Source organism: Myxococcus xanthus, from assembly GCF_006402735.1.
In the GTDB taxonomy this organism is placed as follows: Bacteria; Myxococcota; Myxococcia; order Myxococcales; family Myxococcaceae; genus Myxococcus; species Myxococcus xanthus_A.
In genome coordinates, this window is the sequence record NZ_CP017174.1 from 2,555,923 (window position 1) to 2,581,113 (window position 25,191).

Below are 25,191 nucleotides of genomic sequence, written 5' to 3' on the forward strand. Positions count from 1 at the left end.
TCAGTTGATGGTCGCAGTGCCGCAGATGCCATGGCTGCGAGACATTAGCGCATCGGTCTGCCATCGCCGTGCCCCGTTGTGGTGCGGGTGCCAGTCCCCGCGCGCAGTTGGAGATTTCCAGCCGGAGCCCTGTCTGCCTTCACGCTCGCGAGGGCGCTTGCCGCCATCCGAGCACGCGCGATGTAATGCGTGCATGCCCCATCGCGTGACGTTCGCCGTCGATGCCGTGAAGCCCGCCGTCCTGCCCCTGGAAGAGGTCGGACTCACCGAGGCCCTGAGTGGGCGACTCGACGCCAAGGTGCTCGGGGCCTCCCATCGCGAGGCGCAGTTTGTGCGTCCCGAGGCGACCCATCCACTGCTCTCCGCGGTGCATCTGGCCTTCAGCGGGCACCGCCCGTTGGTGCTGTCTCCGGACATCCTCTGGATCACCATCGCCCAGGGGCTGGCCCTGCACATCACCCGCAACGCGGAGGCGCTGCGATTTGACCTGGTGCGTCACCAGGGGCGAAAGCAGTTGATGGTGACACGCGACGCGTCCCAGACGGACCTCGCATCGGATGATTTCTGGCCCGGCGTCGTGGACGACTTCTCCGGGATGATTCAAGGACACTCGCCCGCGCTGCACGACCTGATGGTGTGCGACTTCTCCACGACGGGGCCGGTGGAGCGCGTGGTCAGTCAAATCGTGCTGATGGATGCGATGCGGGAGTACTTCGACTACGTGGTGATGTGCATCTGCGGCATTCCCACCATCACGCTCGAGGGCTCACCGGAGGACTGGCGCAAGCTGCGGGACAAGGTCGGGCAGCTTCCTCGGTACGGCATGGACACCTGGGCCCGGCACCTGCTGCCGCTGTGCGACCAGTTCATCCGAGCTTCCGAGGGACGGGAGGACCGCAAGTTCTGGCAAGCCATCTACAAGCTGCACCACGCCTATGGCAGCGATACCTTCAATGGCTGGATTGGCAAGCTGTTCCCCTTCCTTCGCAATCAATTGACGGGCGAATATGACTTTCCCAATCCGATGCTGGAGGCCCAGGCGCTGGGCAAGCCCGACGCCACGGAGAAGGGCGAAACCCTTTCCAGTGACAGATTGCCCACCGGGCTGTCCCGGGTGTCGCTCCTGCTCGCGGTGGCCACCGATTCAGGGATGGTGAAGGCGCGGATGGCCCTGACGGCGGGCTTCATGGGGACGCTCCAGTCCGCGGAGACGCTGGCGCTGCGGCCGGTGCCGGGTTGGGTGGTCCACGAGGACCTGGGGCTGGATGCGATGCTCCGGCGCATCAAGGATGAGCACCGCATGGCCGAGGCCCTCTCGGAGGCTCGTCACAGCAATTGGCGCGACCTGTGGGGGGAATGTGGAATCCCGGCGGACATCAGCCAGTTCTACGCCGCATGCGACGGCGCGTCGCTCTTCGGCCAGGGGGACGCGGCCGTGTACCGCATCCGGGCGTCGGGGGCGCTGGAGTTCCACGACGGGACGCGCTGGAACAAGACCCGTCTGGCAGATCCGCAATCCAGCGGCTACCCGCACGGCTGGACGCGCTTCTGTGACGTGGGCGAACACGGCTTCCTGGCCTACCGTTTCAACCCACAGCAGCCTGGGAAGCTCCCGCTCTACTGGGTGGAAAGCGCGCAGTCGCGGACTGGCGTGTGCGTCGCCGACTCGCTGGCGGAGTTCCTCTACAAGGCGCTCAATTCGCAGGGGCGCGTCTACTTCCAGGAGCCGGGCTTCACGCCGGGAGCGGTCGAGGAGTTGTGGTTCTGATTCCTTTGGGAGGAATTACTCCCGCCTGAGCAGGACCGTGGCGGTGCCGGCGATGGCTTCGCGTGGCTTGCCCAGCGCGAGCCCCCGGAGCACCTTGTTGATGCACTGCGCGAGCGGGATGGGCTGGGGCGGGTGCATGCGTGCTCCGAGGACGATGCCTTGGGGAGAGTAGACCAGGGCGTAGGTGTCCTGACGGCACGCGGCGTCCTCGCCGATTCGCGCGTAGCAGTTGTCGAGCGCGGGCAGGCGCCCTTCAATGGACTCGGCGATTGAGCCGTCACTGTACCCGTGTGGCGCGGGTGCGGCGGCGCCGTTCTCCGTCAGGCGGGGCAGCTCGACGACCCGGAGGCGGGCGAGCTCCTCCGAGGGCGTCATCCCGGAGGCCGTCAAGACGAGTCCTCCCGTGGCGGCGAGGCCCACCGCCAGCGCGCTGGCGACCATGAGGACGGTCTGCAGGCGGGAGCGTGTGTGCGGTGTGACGACGTGTTCCGCCGCGGCGAGGACGGGCTGCGGGCCGGGCGTGTGGGGTGTGGCGACGTGTTCCGCCGCGACAGGCGTTGAGGGCGCCAGTGCTGTGCTCGCGGGCTCCGTGGGGACGGCGCTCGTGACTTCAGGCGGAGGGGCCGAAGGGGTCGCCACGGAGGCGGTGTGAATCCAGGGCTCGAGCGCCTGGGCCAGTTCGTGGGAGTCCGCGTAGCGCGCGGCCGGGTCCTTCTTCAGCGTGCGCTCCACCACCTGGGAGAAGCCATCCGGCACGTCCGTGCGCACGCCGCTGAGCGGGGCGGGCACATTGTGCAGAACGGCGGAGAGCAGGGCCACGTTGTCCGCCACGTCGATGGGCCGCTGTCCCGTCACCATCTGATACAGGCAGGCGCCCAGCGAGTAGATGTCCGCGCGTCCGTCGACAGGGCGGCAGCGGATCTGCTCCGGGGCCATGTACGACGGCGTGCCGACCCAGGCGCCGGACTCCGTGCCCAGCGCGGTGGCGTCGTCTTCATGCATGAGCCGCGCGACGCCGAAGTCCAGCAGCTTTACCTGCAGGGCTTCGGTCCCCGTGTCGACCAGGAAGATGTTGTCGGGCTTGATGTCGCGGTGGATGACGCCAGCCTGATGCGCCGCCACCAGCGCGGTCGCCAGCTGATGGGCAATGGCCGCCGCGCGTCCCACAGGCAGGGGGCCTTCCTTCTTCATCAGCGACTTCAGCGTCTGCCCTCGGAGCAGCTCCATCACCAGGAAGGGCGGCTCATCCGGTGCGTCGTGAAAGCCCATTACCTCGACGATGTTCGGATGCTTCACGCCCGCGGTGGCCTGGGCCTCGCGGCGGAAGCGCGCGTGCACTGCCGGCTCGCCGAGGAGGTGCTGCCGGAGCACCTTGACGGCCACGGTGCGGCCTACGTCGAGTTGCTCCGCCTCGTAGACGGTGCCCATCCCCCCCACGCCAATCCGCTGGCGCAGTCGATACTTCTGCCCCAGCACTGTTTCGACCAAGGATGAGCGACTCATGACGCAACGTGTATACCCGAGCCTGATGAAGAACGTTGGCGCCGATCCACCCGATGACGGATGCAGCCGCCGTTGAATTCGCGGAAGGCCCTTCGCTCAGCGACCTGTCGGGATTGTAATTGTTTCAGGAGTTTCTCGGAGCTGTTTCACCCGGGGTCGTGGTGACCTCTCCCAGGTGGGACGGACCCCATCGAGCGAGGGGCGCAGCATCTTGCCGACGGCCTCCGTCGTGTGGCCCTGTGGCGTGCGCCGGAAGAGGGCGTAGGGCTCGTCGTCGGCTTGCATCCACGGAGTCTACTGGCGGTGTCCCTCGCTCCGGGAGGCTCACGCCGTATTTCGTGGGCACGTTCTTCTCAAGGCTTGGGCTTTTTCGCTTTCTGAGACGGGAGTCGCGAGTGGATTCCCGGGCTTGGCGGTGTTCGAGCGTCGCTTGTGCCGTTCGCGAACTGCACCGTTGACGTGAGGGCCCCCGCTCATTTCTATCGTCCCACGCACCTCGCAAGGGAGTCGCCGTGGCAGGACAGACCGTCGAATTGACCCAGGAGAACTTCGAGCGCATCACCCAGGAGGCGGGGGTGTGCGTGGTGGACTTCTGGGCGGAGTGGTGTGGTCCCTGCCGAGGCTTCGCGCCGACCTTCGAGGCCGCCGCGAAAGAGTTCCCGAGCATCACCTTCGGCAAGCTCGATACGGAGGCTCAGGAAGAGGTCTCCGGCCGGCTGGAGATTCGCTCCATTCCCACGCTGGTGGCCTTCAAGGATGGCGTCGAGGTCCGGCGCGCCTCGGGCGCCATGTCGGCCTCGGCGTTCGCGACCTGGCTGAGCAAGCTGGACTCCGTGGACCTGGCCGTCGAGCAGCAGCGGGCCGCGAACCGCAAGTTGACGGAGGAGGGGACGCCGCCTCCTGGCATTCCGCCCCACGCGGAATGGGATGATGGAGACGAGGAGTGGTGCTTCGGCGACACCGACGAGGAGGGGGAGAAGCACGGCCCCTGGAAGTACTGGCGCGCCGACGGCACCCTCTGCAACGAATGCATCTTCGTCCACGGCAAGCCCCACGGTCCCTTCAAGCGCTTCCATGAGAGCGGGGAGGTGTCCCAGGACGGCGCTTTCGAGCAGGGCAACCTGCACGGCCCGCGCACCTGGTACGCCTCCGACCAGTTCACCACCGAGCGGATGCATGAGAATGGCGTCTGCGAGAAGGTCCGCCGCACGGTGATGGTCTATGCGCATGGCCGCGTGACGCAGGTGCTGCACTACAACGGCGACGGTGAGCGGGTGGTGCCCAGCACTGGCGTGCCGTACCCCACGCGTCCCGCGAACCTGCCGGAGAAGGCAGAGTACCGGGAGGACCAGGACCAGTGGGCGTCCGTGTCGCTCAACGCGAAGGCCCAGCGCCACGGGCTGTGCCGGTTCTGGGACCGGGAGGGACAGCTCCTCTGGGAGAGCGAATTCCACGAGGGCAGCCGGCACGGGCGCTACCACTCCCGCGCCGTGAACGAGTACGCGGACGCTCGGGTGCGGTTCGACGAAGGGGAGATGGAGGACGACTTCGCGTGCGGCACGTGGAAGTTGCTGGATGCGGAGGGCAACGCCGTCGTCACCCGGGACCTGGGCATTGTCCAGGACCACGAGGCGCTGGATGCCTCAGAGGTGTGCTCGAACCTGCCGAAGAGCGCCGCTGAATGGCGTGAGTTCGCCGACCAGGCTCGCGCGGACCGGCGGTACCGGGAGGCGCTGCTGGCCATGGCGCGGGCGAGCGCCGTGTCGCTGGATGCGGGCCCGCTGAAGGCGTGGCTGGAGTCGCTCACCCTGCCTCGCACGGAGGCGAGTGCTCGCGAGCATGCCGAAGGCGTGATGAACAGCGCGGGGGATGAGCGGGCGGCGTTGGCGGATGCGTTGATGCGTGGCGCGGAGGCCGCGACGTTGCTTCGGGGCTTCGCGGTGCTTCACGACCAGCAGGACCGGCCCCGGGCGGCGTTGGACTTCATCCTGGCCGCGATGCTGCTCGCGCCGGAGCGCTCGGCGTACCTGTTCACCCGGAGCCTCATCATGGCGAACCTGGGGCTGGGCGAGCAGATGCAGAAGGATGCGGAGGCGCTGGCGCCGTCGGAGCCAGACTCGTGGAAGTTCCTCTCGGCCTATGGGCGGGTGCTGTTCCCTCGCTTCGAGTTCTGGCCGGGGCGTGAGCCCGCGCACTGCACGTTCGATGAGGTCCCCGACGGGCCCACGAAGGAACTGGACTCGGTGCAGGCCGTGGTCCGCAAGTACGCCACGCGGCTCCAGTTGCTGCGCGCGGAGATTCTCTCCCGCTTCAAGCCCGGCGCGAACGTGCCCTGGCTGCCGCCCGATGTGTCGTCCCTGCTGCCGGACGGGCCCGCCGAGCTGGAGCAGACGGAGGTCGAGGACGCGGATGGCGACTCGGTGGCCGTCGACGAGACGCTGTCCTTGAAGGGGATGGGCATTCCGGCCCTGTCCCGTGCGGTCCGTGGGGACTGGAGCGCGCTGACCTGGCTCTTGTGGGCGTGCGGGGAGGAGGCGATTCGGATGCCGGATGCGCTGACGCCTCCGGCGGACTTCGGTCATGCGGCGGGTCAGGCCACGCAGCGGCTCTGGCAGTGCCGCAACCGGCGGACCCGTGGTCGCATCGACCCGGACCTGCCAACGTTCGATTTCGAAGGAGTTGCCCTCCAGGAGCTGCATCCCAATCTGGCGGGGATTGCCGAAGAGCAGTACGCGGAGACGCAGGCGATGTTCTTCTGGCTGACCGACGCGAACCACGTGTCTCCGTGGCAGGCCAATCTGAGGGGGTAGTCATGAAGCGGATTCGTCAGACGATTGAAGTCGCCGAGCCCCTGTGGCGGGCGCTGGAGTTGATGAGCCGCGACATGGGCGTGGACCGGGATGCGCTGGTGGCGCAGGCCTTGTTCCAGCTCGCGCGCCAGAATGGCTACGTGGCCCCCACGGTGATGTCGCTGGGTGGGGAGGCGCAGGGGGTTGGTGGGGCCATGACGGGTTCGGAGCCCGTGCTCCAAGCCGCTGCACCCGTGGCGGCGCGTTCCGCTGTGGAGGCACCGAGCGTGGTCGCGCCTCCGGTCGCCGAGCCGGTGGCAACGGCTGTACCGCTCGTTAGTCCTGGGGCCGGTGCGCAGGAGTTGGTGTCTGCCGCGGCTGCGGTTGCTGGCCTGGCAGCGGCTCCTGCTGCCCCGGCCGTGGACACGTTCTCGGCGGACGACGCGACGGAGGAGCCCCCGACGGAGCCTCCTGGCGTCACCTCGGTGCCTCTGTCCGCGGCGCAGGTGCCCCCTACCGAGCTGCTGCTCGCGCGGATGCAGGAGATTCTCGCGGAGGTCGACGCATCCGTGCAGCCGTCGGAGGGGCTGGCCGCGCAATCGGATGACGCCGACGATGATGAGTCCGACGACTCGGATGATGAGGAGTCCGACGACGCCGACGACGATGAGCCCGACGACTCGGATGATGAGGACTCTGACGACGCCGACGATGAGGAGTCCGACGAGGATTCGGATGAGGACTCGGAAGACGATGCGTCTGCTGCGGACGACTCGGACGAGGAGTCCGCATCAGACGATTTGGAATCCGAAGAATCCGCGGACGGCTCGGACGATGAGGCCGAGGCCTCCGCGGGCAGCGGCGTGAAGGGGGACCTGTCCAGTGACGATATTGCCGCGGAGCTTGCGGCACTGGGCGTCGTGGAGGACCCGAAGGAGGATGCCCGGGCGGAGGCCCCCGTCGCGACACCGATTGCGGCGCGTCCGCTGGTGGCGCGTCCTGTGCCGAAGATCCGGCCGCCTGACGAAGCCGCGACGATACTGGAGGACCAGTCGGCGGAGACCACCAACATCGTGAAGGCTCCCGCGCCGCTGGAGGTCTTCGTCCAGTGGGCGCAAGGCGCGCCGGTGGCTGTCTCCACGGAGCGCTTCACGATTGGCCGAGGGCCCCGCTGCAGCCTCGTCGTGAAGTCGGAGCGCGTCTCACGCGAGCACGCCGTCGTCACCCGCGTGGGGGATGAGGTCTTCATCGAGGACCTCAACTCCTCGAACGGGACCTGGTTCAACAACGAGCGCATCACGCGGCAGCAGGTCTCGGACGGTGACGAGTACATGCTCGGCACGGAGGCCGTGTCCTTCACGATGCGTCCCGTGGGCAGCTGATCAAGAGGGGGCGATAAGGGCGTTGGGACTTCCGGCACGGGGGGAGCGGCCCCAGGCGGCCCTGGTGCTGTTGGTGGCAGTCCCTCCGATTTGGGCTGCTTTGTGGTACCGGCAGCACGGAGCATCCGAAAGGCATCGGCGGACTTGCGGCCTGCGCTGAGTGAACCGAAGGCGACGGCTACGCAAGGAGTTGCATCAGGTCCGCACGCGTAATCGCGGTGGCCCCAGAGCCGCCGCCGAGCGCGGCCTCGAACAACTCCCTCTTCTTCGCCTGAAGCGTGAGGATCTTCTCCTCGACCGTTCCCTGAGACACCAGCCGGTACACCATGACGGGCCGCTGCTGCCCGATGCGGTGCGCGCGGTCCGCGGCCTGGGCTTCCACGGACGGGTTCCACCATGGGTCCACGAGGAAGACGTGGTCCGCCGCCGTGAGGTTGAGTCCCGTGGCGCCCGCCTTGAGGGAAATCAACATCACCGGTGGGCCCTTCGGGTCCTGGAAGGACGCCGCCACCGCGCCTCGGTTCGCCGTGCTGCCATCCAGCCGGATGAAGCCGATGCCCGCCTCCTGGAGCGCGGGCTCGATGAGGTCCAGCATCGACGTCCACTGAGAGAAGACGAGCGCCTTGTGCCCGTCCTCCACCGCCGTGCCCAGTGCCTCCACCAGGGCCTGCACCTTGGAAGAGGTCTTCGCCTGCTGTCCCGGCACGAGGGCAGGGTGGCACGCCGCCTGCCGCAGCCGCAGCAGGGCCTCCAAGGCCTTCAATACGCTGCCGCCCGCTTCGAGCTGTGACACCACTTCCTCGCGCGTCGCCGCGTAGACGGCGTCGTAGACGGCGCGCTCCCGCTCCGTGAGCGTCACATGGCGCACGGCGTCCGTCCGCGGCGGCAGCTCCGGCGCCACGTCCCGCTTGAGCCTGCGCAGGATGAAGGGCCGGATGCGCGCCCGCAGCCGCTCCGCCGCGCCCTTGTGGTTGTCCGCCACTGGCCGCGCCCAGCGCTCCTCGAAGTCCTTCCGTCCGCCGAGCAGGCCCTGGTTGGTGAAGTGCATCAGGCTCCAGAGCTCCTCCAGCCGGTTTTCGATGGGCGTGCCACTCAGCGCCAGCTTGAAGTCCGCCTGCAATCCATACGCGGCCCGCGCCACCTGGCTGTCTGGATTCTTGATGGCCTGGGCCTCGTCCAGCACGACGGTGCTCCACTGCTTCGCGCCCAGGACCTCCGCGTCCAGGCGCATCAGGGCATACGTCGTCAGCGTCACGTCGGCCGCCTCATCCAGCGCGCGTCCGGGGCCATGGTACACGGAGACCCTCAGCGAGGGACGGAAGCGCTTCACCTCCGCCTCCCAGTTGGGCAGCACGCTCGTGGGCGCCACGACCAGGGTGCCCGGGCCCAGCGTGCAGATGGTCTGCAGCGTCTTGCCCAGACCCATGTCGTCCGCGAGCACGCCGCCCAGCCCCGCCTGACGCAGGAAGGTGAGCCAGCTCACGCCCTGGAGCTGATACGCGCGCAGCGTCGCCGTGAGGTCTTCCGGCAGTTGCGGCTCGGGCAGCTTCTCGAAGCCCTTCACCAGGGGCGCCAGCCGCTCCAGGCCCGGCGGGGAGGGGTGCTCCAGCGCTTCACACAGGCCGGTGAGCTGCGGAATGGCGTGGTTGGCGAGCCGGCCATCCCGGCCTCGCGCGGACAGCAGGTCCGCCACTCGCTGGCCATGGGACTTCAGCCACTCCGCGGGCAGGGGCGCCCAGCCACCGCCCTCCAGCGGCACCAGCCCAATCCCTTCTTCCCAGGCGCGCATGACCGCCGCCGCATCCACGGAGCGGGGCGACTCCCGGTCCTCGCCCTCCACCTGGAAGTCGAAGGAGAAGCCCACGTGCGGCACGCCCTCGGTGCCAGCGCCCGTGTCCATCTTGAGCACCGGGCGCAGTTGCACGTTCGGGTTCGTCACCACCGCCGCGCCATCTCCCGTGAGGCCCCCACGCCAGCGCCGCAGCTTGTCGGCGAGCTGGACGGCTTCCTTCCCCTGCACCGTGACGCGCCGCCCGGGGGCCATGTTCAGCTCGTCGCGGAGCTGGTGGACGAGCATCTGCTCGGCGGCCTCGTCGCGCACGGGCGCGGCGCCCTTCAAGTACACCATGCGTCCGCTGTCGATGCGCACGGTAGGCGGCGAGCCATACACCAACGTCGGTAGCACGGAGAGGCCCGCGTCGAGCTGGTTCAGCTCCAGTGAGATGCGAGGCTTCAGCGTGCGGTCGATGGGCGGCAGCCGCTGACTCCGCACGTCCACCGGCATGCGCCGCGCGATGTCCGGCAGCACCTTCCCCGTCAGGTCCCCCATCTGGTGTGGCGCGAAGGCGCGCTCATGTGGCAGCTTCTCCAACCAGGGCCCCGTGAGGCCCTGTTCCCCCAGGGGACAGAGCGTCCCGCTGCACAGCGCGAGGCCGGGGCTCACCACCTCCGTGACGCGCGGGTCCTTCTCCACCTTGAGCACCGTGTTCTCACCGCGGTCCTCCACGGTGACGCGGGGCATGAGGGGCTCGCTCGTCACCGACACCAATGCGCCGTCGAAGAGCACGGTGCGCGCGGGCTCCAGGACGCGCAGCAGCGCGTTGAGCCGCTCGGGTGGCAGCGCGCCCCGGGTGGGCTTCAGCAGCAGCTTGTCCGCGAGCAAATCGCACGGCTGCGTCTGGATGCGAGCGGCCTCCACCGGATTGGTGAGCAGCGAGGCCAGGCTGCGCGCCAGCAGTCGCGCGGTGTTGTCCGGGCGCACCACCAGCCGCTCCAACTGGAGCCCGCCGTCCACGCGCTTGAACCGGTACACCATGCGCTCCGGCTTGGGCGCGCCAGCCGCGGGGGCGCCGGGCCTGGCGACGGTGTTCGCGCCCGGGCGCGCGGCGGGGGCGGCCGGGCGCTGCGCGGGGGCTCGCCGCGCCGTGGAATGCTGATGGAGGACCAGCGCCGCGGCGACCACGTGCTCGCAGGGGTCCACCCGGCCGCGGCAGTCGCACTCCCAGATGGCTTCATCCAGGTAGAGCACCGTCTTCACGGGGGCGGGCCGGCTGGGCACGCGCACCCGAAGCACGGCCTCTTCCTCATCCACGGACTGCACCGAAACGGCGCCCGCGCGAGCGAGCCCCGTGCCGGCAGACCAGGTGTCCGGGCGCGCTTCCTCCCGGACGGCATCGAGCAGCTCCGCGGTCGCAGACATACGAGGCCTGCTTCCCTATCCCCATGCGGAGCCTCGTGCAACCCGGGCATCGTTCCGGGTGCGGCGGGGTGTCAGGGTGTGTCCCTTGCCATCAGGGCGCGGTGGTCGTGAGCGGAAAGTCCGCGCGCGCCCAGGCCGTCTCGAAAGCGGCGCGGGTGCGAGCCGCTTCCTCCTGACGTCCCTGCGCTTCGAGCGACTGCGTCAAGCCGAACAGGCCCCAGCCATTCTTCGGGTTGCGCCGCAGGTCCTCGCGGTAGACGGCCTCCGCTTCCTGGCTGCGCCCGGCCTCCAGCAGCGCGGCGCCCTGGTAGTGGCGCACCGGATAGAACCAGTCCGCGGGCTCGGCGTAGGAGAGCCGGTCCGCGGCGTCGACGGCTTGACGCCACAGCGTCAGGGCCTGGGGCCGGCCCTCGGCCTGGGTCACGCGGGCCTCCAACACGCGCACCGCGACGCCCAGCACGTCCTTCGCGGTGTTGAGGTTCGCGGCCATCGTCGGAGGCACGGTGCGGGCCAGTTGTCTCAGCTCGGCCAGCTCCGCGCGGGCTTGTGGCAGCTGCCCCGTGGCCGCCAGCGCCATGCCGTGCGCGTGGAGCCAGAGGCCCGTCTGGACGGGGTACTTCGGGTTCGGGCGGGGCTCGGCCAGGAGGCGCTCCCAGTCCCCGAAGCGCACCATGGCGAACAGCGGCTGGGCCACGAAGAAGTCCATGCCCGGCATCATCGTGAGCAGCTCCGGCGGGAAGTGTTGCGCCGAGGCCCGGGCCGCCTCCAACGTCTCCTGCTTCCGCCCCTCCATGGACGCGGAGTACGCCAGGAAGCCGAAGTTGTGGGACGTGTACATGGGGTAGACGTGACCGAGCGGCTTCGCCTCCTTCTGGTAGGCCAGGTCCGCCGCCGCCGCCTTCCGATTGCTTTCCGAGGCATCCGCGTAGCGGCCCACGCGCTGGTAGATGTGGGCCGGCATGTGGACGATGTGCCCCGCCCTGGGCGCCAGCGTGCCCAGCCGGTCCGCGGAAGGCTCCGCCTTCTCCGGGTGTGGCGAGGCCTCCACCGCATGGATGTAATAGTGGTTCGCGCCCAGGTGGTTGGGGTCCCTGGCGAGCACGGACTCCAACGTGGCGACAATCTGCTCCGTGCCCGGGGCCGGCGCCCCATCCAGCGACCACAGCTTCCAGGGATTCCGGTCCATGAGGGCTTCGGCATGGAGCGTCTGCACGTCCAGGTCCTCTGGGTGGCGCGCGGCCACGCCCGCCATGGCGCTGGCATAGGCCTCATTGAAGGGGGCCATCTTCTCCGGTGGCAGGGCCTCCGGGCCGGGATAGCGCTGGACGAGCGCGGCGATGAGGGACTGCTCCACCGGCGTCGTGCGGGGGGCGAGCCGCCGGGCGCGCTGGAGAGCGTCCCAGGCGGCGGGCGCATTCTCCGCCAGCATGGGCATGTTGTAGTTGGGGCCCAGCACCAGCGCGACGCCCCAGAAACACATGGCACAGGTGGGGTCCAGCTGCGTGGCTCGGGCGAACGAGCGTGCGGCCTCGTCGTGGTTGAAGCCATACGCCAGCCGCAGGCCCTGATTGAAGAAGGCCTGGGCCTGGGGTGAGGCCGTGGTGACCTGGCGTTCGTGCGTCCCCAGCCCGTCGAGCAGCAACGCGCCGTCTGCCAGGGAATCCAGGGTCGGGGCCGAGTGCTCCGCGGCAGCGGCGGACGTGCCGGCGAGCGCCAGGGCCAACATCAAGACACAGGGCAGGGGAGCACGCATGGGGGACCTCCGCGGGGATGTGCTCTTTCCTCAAGCTGGGGACGCGCCGACGCACCGCCTATGGGGTGACATGGCGCGTTGCCTACTCGAAGTGATGCTTGGCGAGCACATCACTCACCGCCTGCGGATGAGGGTTGGGAACGAGCCCGCGCCGTAGTAGATTCCCGCCCGGCGGAATCTCACTGCATCAGCGCGAGCGTCCGCTCAAGACCACCCATGCTCGAAAGGTGTTCGAGGGTTCCGCCCCAGGGCCGGATTCCTCGCTGCGCCGCTTTTTCATACCCCCTTCCGCGTAACGCCCAGGGAGATTCCGCCGTGCCTCACGACACCACGCTTATCGCCACCATCGCAGTTGGACTCGGACTGGCCTTCGTTGGTGGGTTCGTCGCACGCTGGCTGAAGCTGCCACCTTTGGTGGGCTATCTCCTGGCGGGCGTGGCCGTGGGGCCGTTCACGCCGGGCTTCGTCGCGGATGGGGGCCTTGCCGGTCAGTTGGCGGAGATTGGCGTCATCCTGCTGATGTTCGGCGTGGGGATTCACTTCTCCATCAAGGACCTGCTCGCCGTGCGCAATATCGCGGTGCCGGGCGCCGTCGTGCAGATCGCGGCGGCCACCGTGATGGGGACCGTGGTCTCGTACTGGTGGGGTTGGGGCCTGGGCGCGGGCCTGGTGTTCGGCCTCGCGCTGTCCACCGCCAGCACCGTGGTGCTGCTGCGCGCCTTGGAGGAGCGGGGCATCCTCGATTCGGTGAATGGCCGCATCGCGGTGGGTTGGCTGATTGTGGAGGACCTGGCGATGGTGCTCGCCCTGGTCCTCCTCCCCGCGCTGGGCAACGTCCTTGGCTCCGCCGACACGCAGACGTCCGCGACGGCGGCCGCTGGAGACAGCCTCATCTGGACCCTGGCCCTCACGCTGGGGAAGGTCTGCCTCTTCGTGGCGCTGATGGTGGTCGCCGGCACGCGGCTGGTGCCCTGGATGCTGACCCAGGTGGCCAAGACGGGCTCCCGCGAGCTGTTCACGTTGTCGGTGCTGGCGGTGTCGCTGGGGATTGCGTTCGGGGCCGCCGCGCTCTTCGGCGTCTCCTTCGCGCTGGGCGCCTTCTTCGCGGGCGTGGTGGTCAGTGAGTCGGAGCTCAGCCACCGGGTGGCGGAGGATTCGCTGCCGCTCCAGGACGCGTTCGCGGTGCTGTTCTTCGTGTCGGTGGGAATGCTCTTCGACCCGATGGTGATGGTGAAGCAGCCGCTCCAGGTCCTCGCCGTGCTGGGCATCATCGTCCTGGGGAAGTCGCTGGCCGCCTTCTTCATCGTGTTGGCGTTCCGCTACCCGGTGAACACCGCCCTCACGGTGTCCGCGAGCCTGGCGCAGATTGGGGAGTTCTCGTTCATCCTGGTGGGACTGGGCGTCACGCTCGGGCTGCTGCCGAAAGAGGGGCAGAGCCTGGTGTTGTCGGGGGCCCTGCTGTCCATCACCCTCAACCCGCTCGTCTTCAAGACCATTGATCCACTGCTGGCGTGGCTGCGCCGGCACCCAAGGTTCGCCGCGCGCATGGACCCCGAGGAAGACGAACTGTCTGACCTGCCCATTGGGATGGGGGACGTGCAGCTGCGCGATCACGCGGTGTTGATTGGCTACGGGCGCGTGGGCGGCGTGATTGGCCAGAGCCTGACGGAGCGGAAGATTCCCTTCGTGGTCGTGGAGCAGAACCGCGAGTACGTGGAGCGCCTTCGTGAGGAGGGCGTGCCCGCCATCTATGGGGACGCCGCGGTGCCCGGCATCCTGGAGCACGCGCACCTGGATACGGCGTCCATCCTCATCGTCGCCACGCCGGACGCGTTACAGGCCCGCGCCATCGTGGAGCAGGTGAAGGGCGTGAATCCGTCCCTTCCCGCCGTGGTGCGTACGCATGGCGACGAGGAGCGGGACTACCTGGAGTCGCTTGGCGTGGACCGGGTGGTGATGGGCGAGCACGCGCTGGCACGGGGCATGTTGGACTATGTGCTGGAGCGGCTGGCCGCACTGAAGGCCCGGCCTCTGCTGCCGGCACCCGCGGACGCCGTGGTGCCTTGAGGCCCGCGGGAACTGGGGTGCTGTTCACTCTCGAGACGTCGGGCGTGCAACCGCCTCGCCCGGCGTGTGGTCGCTGACCGCCAGCGGCTGTCATTGACAGTCCGTACGGGCTACTTTCACCATCGGTTTCATGGTGAACAGCGAGAGCCGATTGTCGGCCGCAAAGCGAATGCTTGCGGTCTTGGCGCTGGTCCTTTCGGCGTGTGGTGGAGACACGTCCCCGGAGCCAGATGGCGGTGTGACGCTGGATGCATCCATCCCCTCCGATGCTGGCGAACAGCCGGAGGATGGAGGCGCTGACGTCGATGCTGGCTCCGAGCCCGACGCGGGTGCCGAGCCCGATTCCGGGACGGAGGGGGATGCAGGGACGGAGCCCGATGCGGGCACCGAGCCCGATGCGGGCACCGAGCCCGATGCAGGGACGGAGCCCGATTCCGGGACGGAGTCCGATGCAGGGACGGAGCCCGACGCGGGTGCCGAGCCCGATTCCGGGACGGAGTCCGATGCAGGGACGGAGTCCGATGCAGGGACGGAGTCCGATGCAGGAACGGAGCCCGATGCAGGAACGGAGCCCGATGCGGGCTCGCACGTCTGTGGTGACGGCGTGGTGCAGGCGTCGGAGCTGTGTGACGACGGCAATGCCGCGGCCGGCGATGGCTGCTCGGCCACGTGCCGCGACATTGAACCCGGGTGGGTCTGTCCGGTCGCGGGTGGGCGCTGTTCCGCGGCCATGTGTGGTGACGGCATCCTCGCTGGCGCCGAGGAGTGCGAGGACGGAAACGTCATCACTGGCGATGGCTGCGACTCCATGTGCCGGCTGGAAGATGGCTGGCACTGCCCCTCGGTGGGCGCGCCTTGCTCACGTACCGTCTGTGGTGACGGTCAGGTCCAGGGCACCGAGCAGTGCGACGACGGCAACCACGACTTTGGTGACCGCTGTCTCCCCGACTGCCGTCGCGAGCCGCGTTGCAGCGACGGTGTCTGCGAGGACGTTTGTGGCGATGGCGTGATCCTGTCGGGCAACACGGAGGAGTGCGATGACGGCAACCTCCGCGCGAATGATGGCTGTTCGCCGGAGTGCAAGCTCGAGCCGGGCTTCGCCTGCGTGAGCATCGAGGAGGAGCCGCCCCAGGAGGTTTCCCTCCCCATCGTCTACCGGGATTTCCGAGGGTACGACCTGCCGGCCGGGCAGGGGCTGCCGCGTGGGCACGTCGACTTCCAGAACAAGAATGGCGTGGAGCGGGGCATCGTCCAGAGCACGCTCGGCGTGGATGGAAAGCCCGTCTACGCGAAGGAGGGGCAGCCCTCCACGACGACCCACGGCCGGACTGCGTTCGACCAGTGGTACCGCGACGTCCCTGGTGTGAACCGCGCCGTGGTCTCTTCGATGACCCTGGCGCATACGGGTAATGGCGCCTACCAGTTCGACGACCAGACCTTCTTCCCGCTGGATGGGCTGGGCTGGGTGGCGGCGGGATTCGAGCCGACGCGCCCCGATTTCGATTCGGCACCGCGCAACTTCCACTTCACCAGCGAGACGCGCGCCTGGTTCGAATACAAGGGCACGGAAGTGCTGTCGTTCCGCGGCGACGATGACGTGTGGGTGTTCATCAACGGCCGCCTGGCATTGGACCTGGGCGGTGTCCATGGCGCCGAGGCGGGGGCCGTCACGCTCTCCGCTCGGGCCGCGGAGCTGGGACTGGCGCTTGGCCGAATCTATGAGGTCGCCCTCTTCCAGGCCGAGCGCCACACGAGCGGGTCGTCCTATCGGCTCACGCTCAACAGCTTCAGCACGCGCCGCACGGAGTGCGTCCCGCTCTGCGGTAACGCGGTCATCGACGAGGGCGAGGCGTGTGATGACGGGCTGAACACCGGGGCCTACGGCGGGTGCACCGCCGCATGCCAGTTGGCGCCCCGCTGCGGCGACTCCGTCGTCCAGCAGTCTGAGGGTGAGGAGTGCGACGACGGCAACACCACCAGCCGCGATGGGTGCAGCGCGACCTGCAAAGTGGAAGTGGGCTGAGTCGTCGTGACACGAAAAAGGCCGAGGCGCGGCAAGCGCCTCGGCCCGTGAGTCTCATCGCCGCCTCCGCCCGGACGGGGACGCGGCATCAGGGCTACATGTTGCGCCGGTACTGCCCGCCCACCTCGTACAGCGCGCGAGAGAGCTGGCCGAGCGTGCAGACCTTACAGGCGTCCATCAGCGCGGCGAAGATGTTGCCGTTGTCCAGCGCCGCGCGGCGCACGGCCTCCAGGGCCTTGGGCGCCGTCGCCTCGTTCCGCTTCCAGAAGGCATCGCGCGAGGTGATGGCGTAGTTCTTCTCCTCCGTCGTCGCGCGGATGACCTCGGGCGGCGTCACCGTCGGAGAGCCCTTGGGGTCCAGGAACGTATTCACCCCGATGATGGGCAGCGTCCCGTCGTGCTTCAGCGTCTCGTAGTAGAGGGACTCTTCCTGAATCTTGGAGCGCTGGTACATGCGCTCCATGGCGCCCAGCACGCCACCGCGCTCGGAGATGGCGCGGAACTCCGCCAGCACCGCCGCCTCCACCAGGTCGGTCAGCTCCTCGATGATGAACGCACCCTGGCTGGGGTTTTCGTTCTTGGAGAGGCCGAACTCCTTGTTGATGACCAGCTGGATGGCGAGCGCGCGGCGCACGCTCTCCTCGGTGGGCGTGGTGATGGCCTCGTCGTAGGCGTTGGTGTGCAACGAATTGCAGTTGTCGTTGAGCGCGAGCAACGCCTGCAGCGTGGTCCGGATGTCGTTGAAGGCAATCTCCTGCGCGTGCAGGCTCCGGCCAGACGTCTGGATGTGGTACTTCAGCTTCTGCGAGCGGTCATTGCCGCCGTACTTGTCCCGGATGGCCTTGGCCCAGATGCGGCGCGCCACGCGGCCCAGCACGGCGTACTCCGGGTCCATTCCGTTCGAGAAGAAGAACGAGAGGTTGGGCGCGAAGTCGTCGATGTCCATGCCCCGCGACAGGTAGTACTCGACGAAGGTGAAGCCGTTGGCCAGCGTGAAGGCCAGCTGGGAGATGGGGTTCGCCCCGGCTTCCGCGATGTGGTAGCCGGAAATCGACACCGAGTAGAAGTTCCGGACCTTCTGGTCGATGAAGTACTGCTGGATGTCGCCCATCACCCGCAGGGCGAACTCGGTGGAGAAGATGCAGGTGTTCTGCGCCTGGTCCTCCTTCAGGATGTCCGCCTGCACGGTGCCGCGCACCGACTGGAGCGTCTTCGCGCGGATGCGCTCGTAGACGTCGCGCGGGAGCACCTCGTCGCCGGACACGCCGAGCAGCAGCAGGCCCAGCCCGTCGTTGCCCTGCGGCAAGTCACCCTGGTAGCGGGGCCGCGGCAGGCCGCGCTCGCGGTAGAGGGCATCAATCTTCTTCTCGACCTCGTCGACCTTGCCGTTCTCGCGAATCCACTTCTCGCACTGCTGGTCCACCGCGGCGTTGAGGAAGAACCCGAGCAGCATCGGCGCGGGGCCGTTGATGGTCATGGACACGGATGTGGACGGGTCCGCCAGGTCGAAGCCGGAGTAGAGCTTCTTCGCGTCGTCCACGTTGGCGATGGACACGCCCGAGTTGCCCACCTTGCCGTAGATGTCCGGCCGGTGGTCCGGGTCCTCGCCGTACAGCGTCACCGAGTCGAAGGCCGTGGACAGGCGCTTGGCGGGCAGGCCCCGCGACACGTAGTGGAAGCGCTTGTTGGTGCGCTCCGGGCCGCCCTCGCCGGCGAACATGCGCGCGGGGTCCTCGCCCTCGCGCTTGAGCGGGAAGACGCCCGCGGTGAAGGGGAACGCTCCCGGGGCGTTCTCCCGCAGGAGCCAGATGAGGATGTCACCCCAGTCTTCATAACGGGGGAGGGCAATCTTGGGGATGCGCAGGTGGGAGAGCGTCTCCGCGTACAGGTCCAGCTCGATGACCTTGTCGCGGACCTGGAACTGGTACTTGGACGCGGCGTACCGGCGCTTCGTCGCGGGCCACTCGGCCAGCAGCCGCCGGCAGTCGGCGTGGAGCCGCGACTCCAAATCCTTGTACAGTTCCACCAGCTCGCTCAGGTAGGCGGGCTCGCCCTCGACGCGCTCGGTGACCTGCACCGTGTCCGAGGGGTCCTTGGGCTCGACGATTTCCAGGCGCTTCCGGCCCACGTTGGTGCGCAGCGCCTCGATGGTGCCGTGGAGCTGGTACATGCGCCGGGCAATGGCGGCCTGGGCCTTCACGAAGCCGTCATAGGACTCACAGGCCTCGACGATTTCCGCCAGGTAGCGCGTGCGCTCGGGCGGGATGATCCACTTCTTCTCGCTCATCCCCGGCGTGAGCTCGAAGCCGGACTTGAGCGGCGCGCCCGTCTTCGCGGAGATGGTGTCCATGAGCGCCCGGTAGAGCTGGTTCATCCCCGGGTCGTTGAACTGCGAGGCGATGGTGCCGTACACGGGCACCGCGTCATCGGCGGTGGTGAAGGCGTTGTGGTTGCGCTTCCACTGCTTGCGCACGTCGCGCAGCGCGTCCAGCGAGCCGCGCTTGTCGAACTTGTTGATGGCGATGACGTCCGCGAAGTCGAGCATGTCGATCTTCTCGAGCTGCGTCGCCGCGCCGTACTCCGCCGTCATCACGTAGAGCGCCACGTCGGAGTGCTCGGTGATTTCGGTGTCGGACTGGCCGATGCCGGAGGTCTCCACCACGATGAGGTCGAAGCCGGCGGCCTTGCAGATTTCGATGGAGTCGCCCACGTGCTTGGACAGGGCGAGGTTGCTCTGGCGGGTGGCCATCGAGCGCATGTACACGCGCGGGTTGTCGATGGAGTTCATCCGGATGCGGTCGCCCAGGAGCGCGCCGCCGGACTTGCGCTTGGACGGGTCCACGGAGAGCACGGCGAGCGTCTTGTCCGGGAAGTCCGCCAGGAAGCGGCGCACCAGCTCATCCACGAGGCTGGACTTGCCCGCGCCGCCGGTGCCGGTGATGCCCAGGATGGGCACGCGCGGCCCCTTGGCCTGGATATGCGACATGGCCTCGCGCAGGGGCTCTCCCTGGGACGCGAAGTTCTCCGCGATGGTGATGAGCGGGGCAATCCGGGACGGCTCACGCATCGAGGGCGCATCGAGCAGGGGCGCGAAGTCCGCCGGCCGCTTCTCGAAGTCACACTGGGAGATGAGGTCGTCAATCATCCCCTGCAGGCCCATGGCCCGGCCGTCGTCCGGCGAGTAGATGCGCGTGACGCCGTAGCGGTGGAGCTCTTCAATCTCCGACGGGAGGATGGTGCCGCCGCCGCCGCCAAAGACCTTGATGTTGGCCTTCCGCTCGCGCAGCAGGTCAATCATGTACTTGAAGAACTCGACGTGACCGCCCTGGTAGGAGGTGATTGCGATGCCCTGCACGTCCTCCTGGATGGCGCAGTCGACAATCTCAGCCACCGAGCGGTTGTGCCCCAGGTGGATGATTTCCGCGCCCGAGGCCTGCATGAGGCGGCGCATCACGTTGATGGCGGCGTCATGCCCGTCGAACAGGGAGGCGGCCGTCACGATGCGGACGTGGAAACGAGGCTTGTAGGGCTGGGGAACGGGTGTCTGCTGGACGTTTCGCACGGCGCGTACAGTAAGAGCGCCGTTTGCGTCGAGGCAAGGGATTGGAGCGTGACTGACCGCTCCTCGACGCGGGCTGTCAGGCCCTCGTTTCAGGGAGGAACGCGCCCAGCACCCGCAGTGCGGCCGACGTCGGTGTCGTACGCCCTTCGCGCACGTCCGCCTCCAGCGTGGGCACCAGTGCGGACACCTCGGGGTGCGCACGCAGGGCCGCCCGGAGGCCGTCCTGCACCATGGTCCACATCCACTGCACCTGCTGCGCCTTGCGGCGGCGCTCCATCGCGCCCGAGGCCGCGCTCTGCCCGAGCTGCGTGTCGACGGACGTCCACAGCTTCTCGATGCCGCTGCCCTCCAGGGCACTGCAGGTGGTGATTTCCGGCTCGGCGCCCGGCCGCATCAGGTGCAACGCGGCGCGTAGCTCGGAGCGGGCCCTTTCGGCGCGCGGCTTGTTGTCGCCGTCCGCCTTGTTGATGGCGAGCATGTCCGCCACCTCGAGGATGCCGCGCTTGATGCCCTGCAGTTCGTCCCCGGCGCCCGCCAGCATGAGCACCAGGTAGAAGTCCACCAGGTCGGCCACCACCGTCTCCGACTGGCCCACGCCCACCGTCTCCACCAGCACCACGTCGAAGCCCGCCGCTTCGCACAAGAGCAGCGTCTCGCGCGTCTTGCGCGCCACGCCGCCCAGGGTGCCGCTGGACGGGCTGGGGCGGATGTACGCGGCTTCCTCGCGCGACAGCCGCGCCATGCGCGTCTTGTCACCCAGGATGCTGCCGCCGGACACGGTGCTGGACGGGTCGATGGCCAGCACCGCCACGCGCTTGCCGGCGTTCACCAGGTGCATGCCCAGCGCGTCGATGAAGGTGCTCTTGCCCACGCCCGGCACGCCGCTGATGCCCACGCGCCGGCTGCCACCCGTGGCGGGGAGCAGCCGCGTGAGGACTTCCTGGGCGAGCACCGCGTGGCGCGGCAGCTCGCTCTCCACCAGGGTGATGGTGCGCGCGAGCATGGCGCGGTCGCCCGCGCGCACGCCGTCCACATACGCGTCCGCGGACAGCAGCTTCACGCCTCTTCCTCCAATGAAGCAGCCAGCTTGTCGAGCAGCTCGATGGCCGCCTTGGAGATGACCGTGCCGGGGCCGAAGATGGCCGCGGCGCCCGCGGCGCGAAGCGCGTCGTAGTCCTGCGCGGGGATGACGCCGCCCACGACGACCATGATGTCCTCGCGGCCCAGCGCCTTGAGGGCCTGCTTGAGCTGCGGCACCAGCGTCAGGTGGCCGGCGGCGAGCGAGCTGGCACCCACGACGTGCACGTCGTTCTCCACGGCCTGCCGCGCGGACTCCTCGGGCGTCTGGAACAGGGGGCCGATGTCCACGTCGAAGCCCAGGTCGGCGAACGCGGTGGCGATGACCTTCTGGCCGCGGTCATGCCCGTCCTGCCCCATCTTCGCGATGAGGATGCGCGGCCGGCGGCCGAAGCGCGCGAGGAACGCGTCCGCCTTCGCGCGCGCATCGATGATGCCCGTGGCGTCCTTGCCCGCTTCGCTGGAATACACACCCGTCACGCTGCGCACCGTGGCCTCGTAGCGCCCGAACACCTTCTCGAGCGCGTCGCTGATTTCGCCCACCGTCGCCTTGGCGCGTGCCGCGTCGATGGCCAGCGCCAGCAGGTTGCCCTCGCCGCGCCGGCCCGCCTCGGTGAGTGCGTCCAGCTTGCGGCGGACGTCCTCCGCGTTGCGCTCCGCGCGCAGCTCGCGCAGGCGTGCAATCTGCGCCTCGCGCACCGCCGAGTTGTCCACCTTGAGAATCTCGATGGAGTCCTCGCGCTCGGGCGGGTACTTGTTCACGCCGATGATGGCCTGGCGGCCGGAGTCGATGCGCGCCTGGGTGCGTGCCGCCGCCTCCTCGATGCGCAGCTTGGGCAGGCCGGCCTCGATGGCCTTCGTCATGCCGCCCAGCGCTTCGACCTCCTGGATGTGAGCCCACGCCTTGCGCGCCAGCTCGTGCGTGAGGCGCTCCACGTAGTAGCTGCCACCCCACGGGTCGATGACGCGCGTGGTGCCGCTCTCCAACTGGAGGTAGAGCTGGGTGTTGCGGGCGATGCGCGCGCTGAAGTCCGTGGGCAGCGCGATGGCTTCGTCCAGCGAGTTGGTGTGCAGGCTCTGCGTGTGACCCTGGGTGGCGGCCATGGCCTCCACGCAGGTGCGCACGACGTTGTTGAAGACGTCCTGTGCGGTGAGGCTCCAGCCGGACGTCTGGCTGTGGGTGCGCAGCGCCAGGCTCTTGTCCGTCTTCGGGGAGAAGCCCTTGATGAGCTTCGCCCAGAGCAGGCGGGCGGCGCGCATCTTGGCCACTTCCATGAAGAAGTTCATGCCAATGGCCCAGAAGAAGGACAGGCGCGGCGCGAAGGCGTCCACACCCAGTCCCGCCGCGAGCCCGGCGCGCACGTACTCCACGCCATCCGCCAGCGTGTAGCCCAGCTCCAGGTCCTGCGTCGCCCCGGCTTCCTGCATGTGGTAGCCGCTGATGCTGATGCTGTTGAAGCGCGGCATCTTCTCCGCCGTGAAGCGGAAGATGTCGCCGATGATGCGCATCGACGGACCGGGCGGGTAGATGTACGTGTTGCGGACCATGAACTCCTTGAGGATGTCGTTCTGGATGGTCCCGCTGAGCTGCTCGGGGCGCACGCCCTGCTCCTCGGCGGCGACCACGTAGAGCGCCAGCACCGGGAGCACGGCCCCGTTCATCGTCATGGACACGCTCATCTGGTCGAGCGGAATCCGGTCGAACAGGATGCGCATGTCCTTGATGGAGTCGATGGCCACGCCCGCCATGCCAACGTCACCCGCCACGCGGGGATGGTCGCTGTCGTAGCCCCGGTGCGTCGCGAGGTCGAAGGCGATGGACAGGCCCTTCTGCCCCGCCGCGAGGTTGCGGCGGTAGAAGGCGTTGGAGGCCTCGGCCGTGGAGAAGCCGGCGTACTGCCGCACCGTCCACGGCTGCTGCACGTACATGGTGGAGTAGGGGCCTCGCACGAAGGGCGGCAGGCCCGGCAGCGAGCCCAAATGCTCCACGCCCTCCATGTCCTCGCGCGTGTACACCGGCTTGACGGGGATGCCCTCGGGCGTGTCCCAGCGCTCGGCGTTGCGCGTGGCCTCGCCGGCCTGACGCAGTTGCTGGTCGCGCGCGGGCGCGGCGGAGTGCGTTTCGGGGGCGTCGAAGTCGATGCCCGAGAAGTCCGGTACGTGGGGGCGCATCAGGCCACTCCGAGCTGCTGGTGCAGTGAGGACAGGAGCGAGAACAAATCCGCTCCCGCGTAGAAGAAGACGTCCACGCCGGCCGCGCGGAAGGCGGCCTCGTGGTCACCGGGACGGCCCGCAACCGCCACCGCGCGCGCGCCCTTCGCCTTCAGCGCCGCCGTCAGCGCGGGCACCCATTCCGGATACAGCGCGTCCGGCCCGGAGATGACGGCCAGCGTCGCGCCCGACGCCGCGAAGCGGGCCGCCGCGTCGGCGACGTCCGCGAAGCCGTGCGCGTCCGCCGGCTCGAGACCGCCCGCGGCCAGGACGTTGGCCGTCCACGTGGAGCGGGTGGTGTGCTCGGCGACCGTGCCCAGGCTGGCCAGGAAGGCCTTCGGGCGCGCACCGTGCGCGGCGAGGTAGCGGTCGCTCGCGTCGCGCAGCGTCTCGAAGGACTCGGCCACGCGCACCGGGCGCAGGGGAAGGGGCCCCGACGTATCGGGCGCCGCGGACGCCGTGGCTCGGGACTGCCGCTGGACGGGCGTTTCACCCAGGTGGGGGAACTCACTCACGCCGACAATGGGCAGGCGGCGGGTGCGCACGGCCTTGTCGCGCGCCGTGCGCGTCTCCGCGAGCACGCGGGCCACGTCGCCGCTCGTGAGCGCCTGCTCCATGCCGCCCAGCGCCTCGATGCGCCGCAGCTCGGTCCATGCCGCGCGAGCGATGTCCTGCGTGAGCTGCTCCAGGTAGTAGCTGCCGCCCGCGGGGTCGGCGACGCGGTTGAGGCTCGACTCGTCGCGCAGGATGAGCTGCGTGTTGCGCGCCAGCCGGCGAGCGGACGCGTCGGGCGTGCCCAGGGCTTCGTCGAAGGGCGAGGTGCTGACGCTGTCCGCGCCGCCGACGACGGCCGCGAAGGACTCCGCGGTGGCGCGGAGGATGTTGACCCACGGGTCCCGCTGCGTCTTCGTGGTGCTCGCGGTGCGCGCGTGCAGCACCATGGCCTGGGCCTCCGGCGAGCCGCCACACGCCGCCACGGCCTTGGACCACAAGAGCCTCGCCGCGCGCAGCCGGGCAATCTCCGGGAAGAACTGTCCACCCACGGACACCGCGAACTGGATGGAGCGCGCCGCGACGTCGGGGGAGACGCCCGCGCGCTCCAAGCCGCGCAGGTACGCCACGCCCGTGGCGATGGCCCAGGCCAGCTCGTGCGCCGACGTGGCGCCCGCGTCCGCGTAGGCGCGCGTGGACACGAGCAACACCCGGAGGCCGGGCGCGGCTTCACGCAGCGAGGTGACCAGGGGCGCGGCCTGGGCCAGCGTCGCGTCCAGTCCCGCGGGCAGCGAGCCGGTGCGAGCCAGGATGCCGAGCGGATCCACGCCGAGGCTGCCCTTCAGCGCGGCGCGGGACACCCCCGTCTGCTCCGCGACGTGGAGCAGGTGGTGGGCGGAGGCGAGCGGGTCGGACTCGGGCTCCAGGTGGACGGGCGTCGTGTCCAGCGGCGCATGGGCGAGCAGCCGCCGCAGCGCCTCGGCATCCGGTACGCGAACGCCGTGCGTGTCGCCCAGGTGGAGCCACACACCCCAGCCGCCCCGGTCCAGGTCCGTGCGGATGGCCTCGGCGGCCTGCGTCACGTCCGGCTCGCTGTACTCCTGGCACACCACCCATCCACCCTCGGTGAGGCCCAGGGCCTGGGTGCCGCGCACGTAGGGGGCCACGCCGGGCGGCTCGGGCGGCGCGACGGCGGCGTCCTGCTGCGTGTACAGCGGCTGGAGCGACAGGCCGCCTTCCAGCTGCGATTGGAGCGCGGTGAAGGGCTTGCCCTTCAAATCTTTGTCCACGAGCCGGCGCCAGTCTTCCACCGACGGGGCCGGGAACTCCGAGGCGATATGGAGAGGCTCTTGAGCCATGCTGCGT

At 69.0% G+C, this 25,191-nt stretch carries 12 protein-coding genes; 5 read left to right on the forward strand and 7 right to left on the reverse strand.

Features of this window, described 5'->3' with window-relative positions:
* Positions 1–193 precede the first annotated feature (193 nt).
* Positions 194–1,768, forward strand: a complete 1,575-nt coding sequence (locus BHS09_RS10920) for a DUF4419 domain-containing protein (protein ID WP_140797828.1) — start codon at positions 194–196, stop codon at positions 1,766–1,768.
* Positions 1,769–1,783: 15 nt separating this feature from the next.
* On the opposite strand, the gene BHS09_RS10925 is transcribed toward BHS09_RS10920, so the two are convergent.
* A complete protein-coding gene (locus tag BHS09_RS10925) occupies positions 1,784–3,271 on the reverse strand; it encodes a serine/threonine-protein kinase (RefSeq protein ID WP_140797829.1) in 1,488 nt (495 codons plus the stop codon).
* A gap of 512 nt (positions 3,272–3,783) precedes the next feature.
* Between BHS09_RS10925 and trxA the strand changes: the two genes are divergently transcribed.
* A complete protein-coding gene (gene trxA, locus BHS09_RS10930; protein ID WP_140797830.1) occupies positions 3,784–6,081 on the forward strand; it encodes a thioredoxin in 2,298 nt (765 codons plus the stop codon).
* A gap of 2 nt (positions 6,082–6,083) precedes the next feature.
* Positions 6,084–7,442 (forward strand): FHA domain-containing protein, encoded by a 1,359-nt coding sequence (locus BHS09_RS10935; protein WP_140797831.1) that lies wholly within the window; start codon positions 6,084–6,086, stop codon positions 7,440–7,442.
* A 178-nt stretch (positions 7,443–7,620) separates the two neighbouring features.
* Here BHS09_RS10935 and BHS09_RS10940 read toward each other — a convergent pair whose 3' ends face one another.
* Together BHS09_RS10940 and BHS09_RS10945 are read right to left on the reverse strand one after the other, a co-directional pair.
* A complete protein-coding gene (locus BHS09_RS10940) occupies positions 7,621–10,641 on the reverse strand; it encodes a DEAD/DEAH box helicase (protein ID WP_140797832.1) in 3,021 nt (1,006 codons plus the stop codon).
* 91 nt (positions 10,642–10,732) lie between these two features.
* The gene (locus tag BHS09_RS10945; RefSeq protein ID WP_237080305.1) at positions 10,733–12,394 is read right to left on the reverse strand and encodes a tetratricopeptide repeat protein; all 1,662 of its coding nucleotides are present in this window, start codon (positions 12,392–12,394) and stop codon (positions 10,733–10,735) included.
* 315 nt (positions 12,395–12,709) lie between these two features.
* Between BHS09_RS10945 and ybaL the strand changes: the two genes are divergently transcribed.
* Positions 12,710–14,461, forward strand: coding sequence for a YbaL family putative K(+) efflux transporter (gene ybaL, locus BHS09_RS10950; protein ID WP_140789484.1), 1,752 nt, complete (start codon positions 12,710–12,712; stop codon positions 14,459–14,461).
* A 169-nt stretch (positions 14,462–14,630) separates the two neighbouring features.
* The gene (locus tag BHS09_RS10955; RefSeq protein ID WP_237080306.1) at positions 14,631–16,484 is read left to right on the forward strand and encodes a DUF4215 domain-containing protein; all 1,854 of its coding nucleotides are present in this window, start codon (positions 14,631–14,633) and stop codon (positions 16,482–16,484) included.
* Between the two features lie 94 nt (positions 16,485–16,578).
* On the opposite strand, the gene BHS09_RS10960 is transcribed toward BHS09_RS10955, so the two are convergent.
* From BHS09_RS10960 to BHS09_RS10975, 4 genes are all read right to left on the reverse strand, one after another.
* Positions 16,579–20,046, reverse strand: coding sequence for a methylmalonyl-CoA mutase family protein (locus BHS09_RS10960; RefSeq protein WP_140797834.1), 3,468 nt, complete (start codon positions 20,044–20,046; stop codon positions 16,579–16,581).
* 76 nt (positions 20,047–20,122) lie between these two features.
* The gene (gene meaB, locus BHS09_RS10965; RefSeq protein WP_140797835.1) at positions 20,123–21,106 is read right to left on the reverse strand and encodes a methylmalonyl Co-A mutase-associated GTPase MeaB; all 984 of its coding nucleotides are present in this window, start codon (positions 21,104–21,106) and stop codon (positions 20,123–20,125) included.
* A complete protein-coding gene (scpA, locus tag BHS09_RS10970) occupies positions 21,103–23,295 on the reverse strand; it encodes a methylmalonyl-CoA mutase (RefSeq protein WP_140789492.1) in 2,193 nt (730 codons plus the stop codon). The genes meaB and scpA overlap by 4 nt, the downstream gene beginning before the upstream one ends.
* Complete coding sequence (locus BHS09_RS10975) at positions 23,295–25,184, reverse strand: methylmalonyl-CoA mutase subunit beta (protein WP_140797836.1); 1,890 nt, start codon at positions 25,182–25,184, stop codon at positions 23,295–23,297. The genes scpA and BHS09_RS10975 overlap by 1 nt, the downstream gene beginning before the upstream one ends.
* Positions 25,185–25,191 lie beyond the last annotated feature (7 nt).

Excerpts from the sequence above, each read along its gene's own strand:
- scpA (WP_140789492.1), bottom strand. The coding sequence starts at position 23,295 with ATGCGCCCCCACGTACCGGACTTCTCGGGCATCGACTTCGACGCCCCC.
- BHS09_RS10925 (WP_140797829.1), bottom strand. The coding sequence starts at position 3,271 with ATGAGTCGCTCATCCTTGGTCGAAACAGTGCTGGGGCAGAAGTATCGA.
- BHS09_RS10940 (WP_140797832.1), bottom strand. The coding sequence starts at position 10,641 with ATGTCTGCGACCGCGGAGCTGCTCGATGCCGTCCGGGAGGAAGCGCGC.
- BHS09_RS10955 (WP_237080306.1), top strand. The coding sequence starts at position 14,631 with ATGCTTGCGGTCTTGGCGCTGGTCCTTTCGGCGTGTGGTGGAGACACG.
- BHS09_RS10920 (WP_140797828.1), top strand. The coding sequence starts at position 194 with ATGCCCCATCGCGTGACGTTCGCCGTCGATGCCGTGAAGCCCGCCGTC.
- BHS09_RS10945 (WP_237080305.1), bottom strand. The coding sequence starts at position 12,394 with ATGCGTGCTCCCCTGCCCTGTGTCTTGATGTTGGCCCTGGCGCTCGCC.
- BHS09_RS10935 (WP_140797831.1), top strand. The coding sequence starts at position 6,084 with ATGAAGCGGATTCGTCAGACGATTGAAGTCGCCGAGCCCCTGTGGCGG.
- BHS09_RS10975 (WP_140797836.1), bottom strand. The coding sequence starts at position 25,184 with ATGGCTCAAGAGCCTCTCCATATCGCCTCGGAGTTCCCGGCCCCGTCG.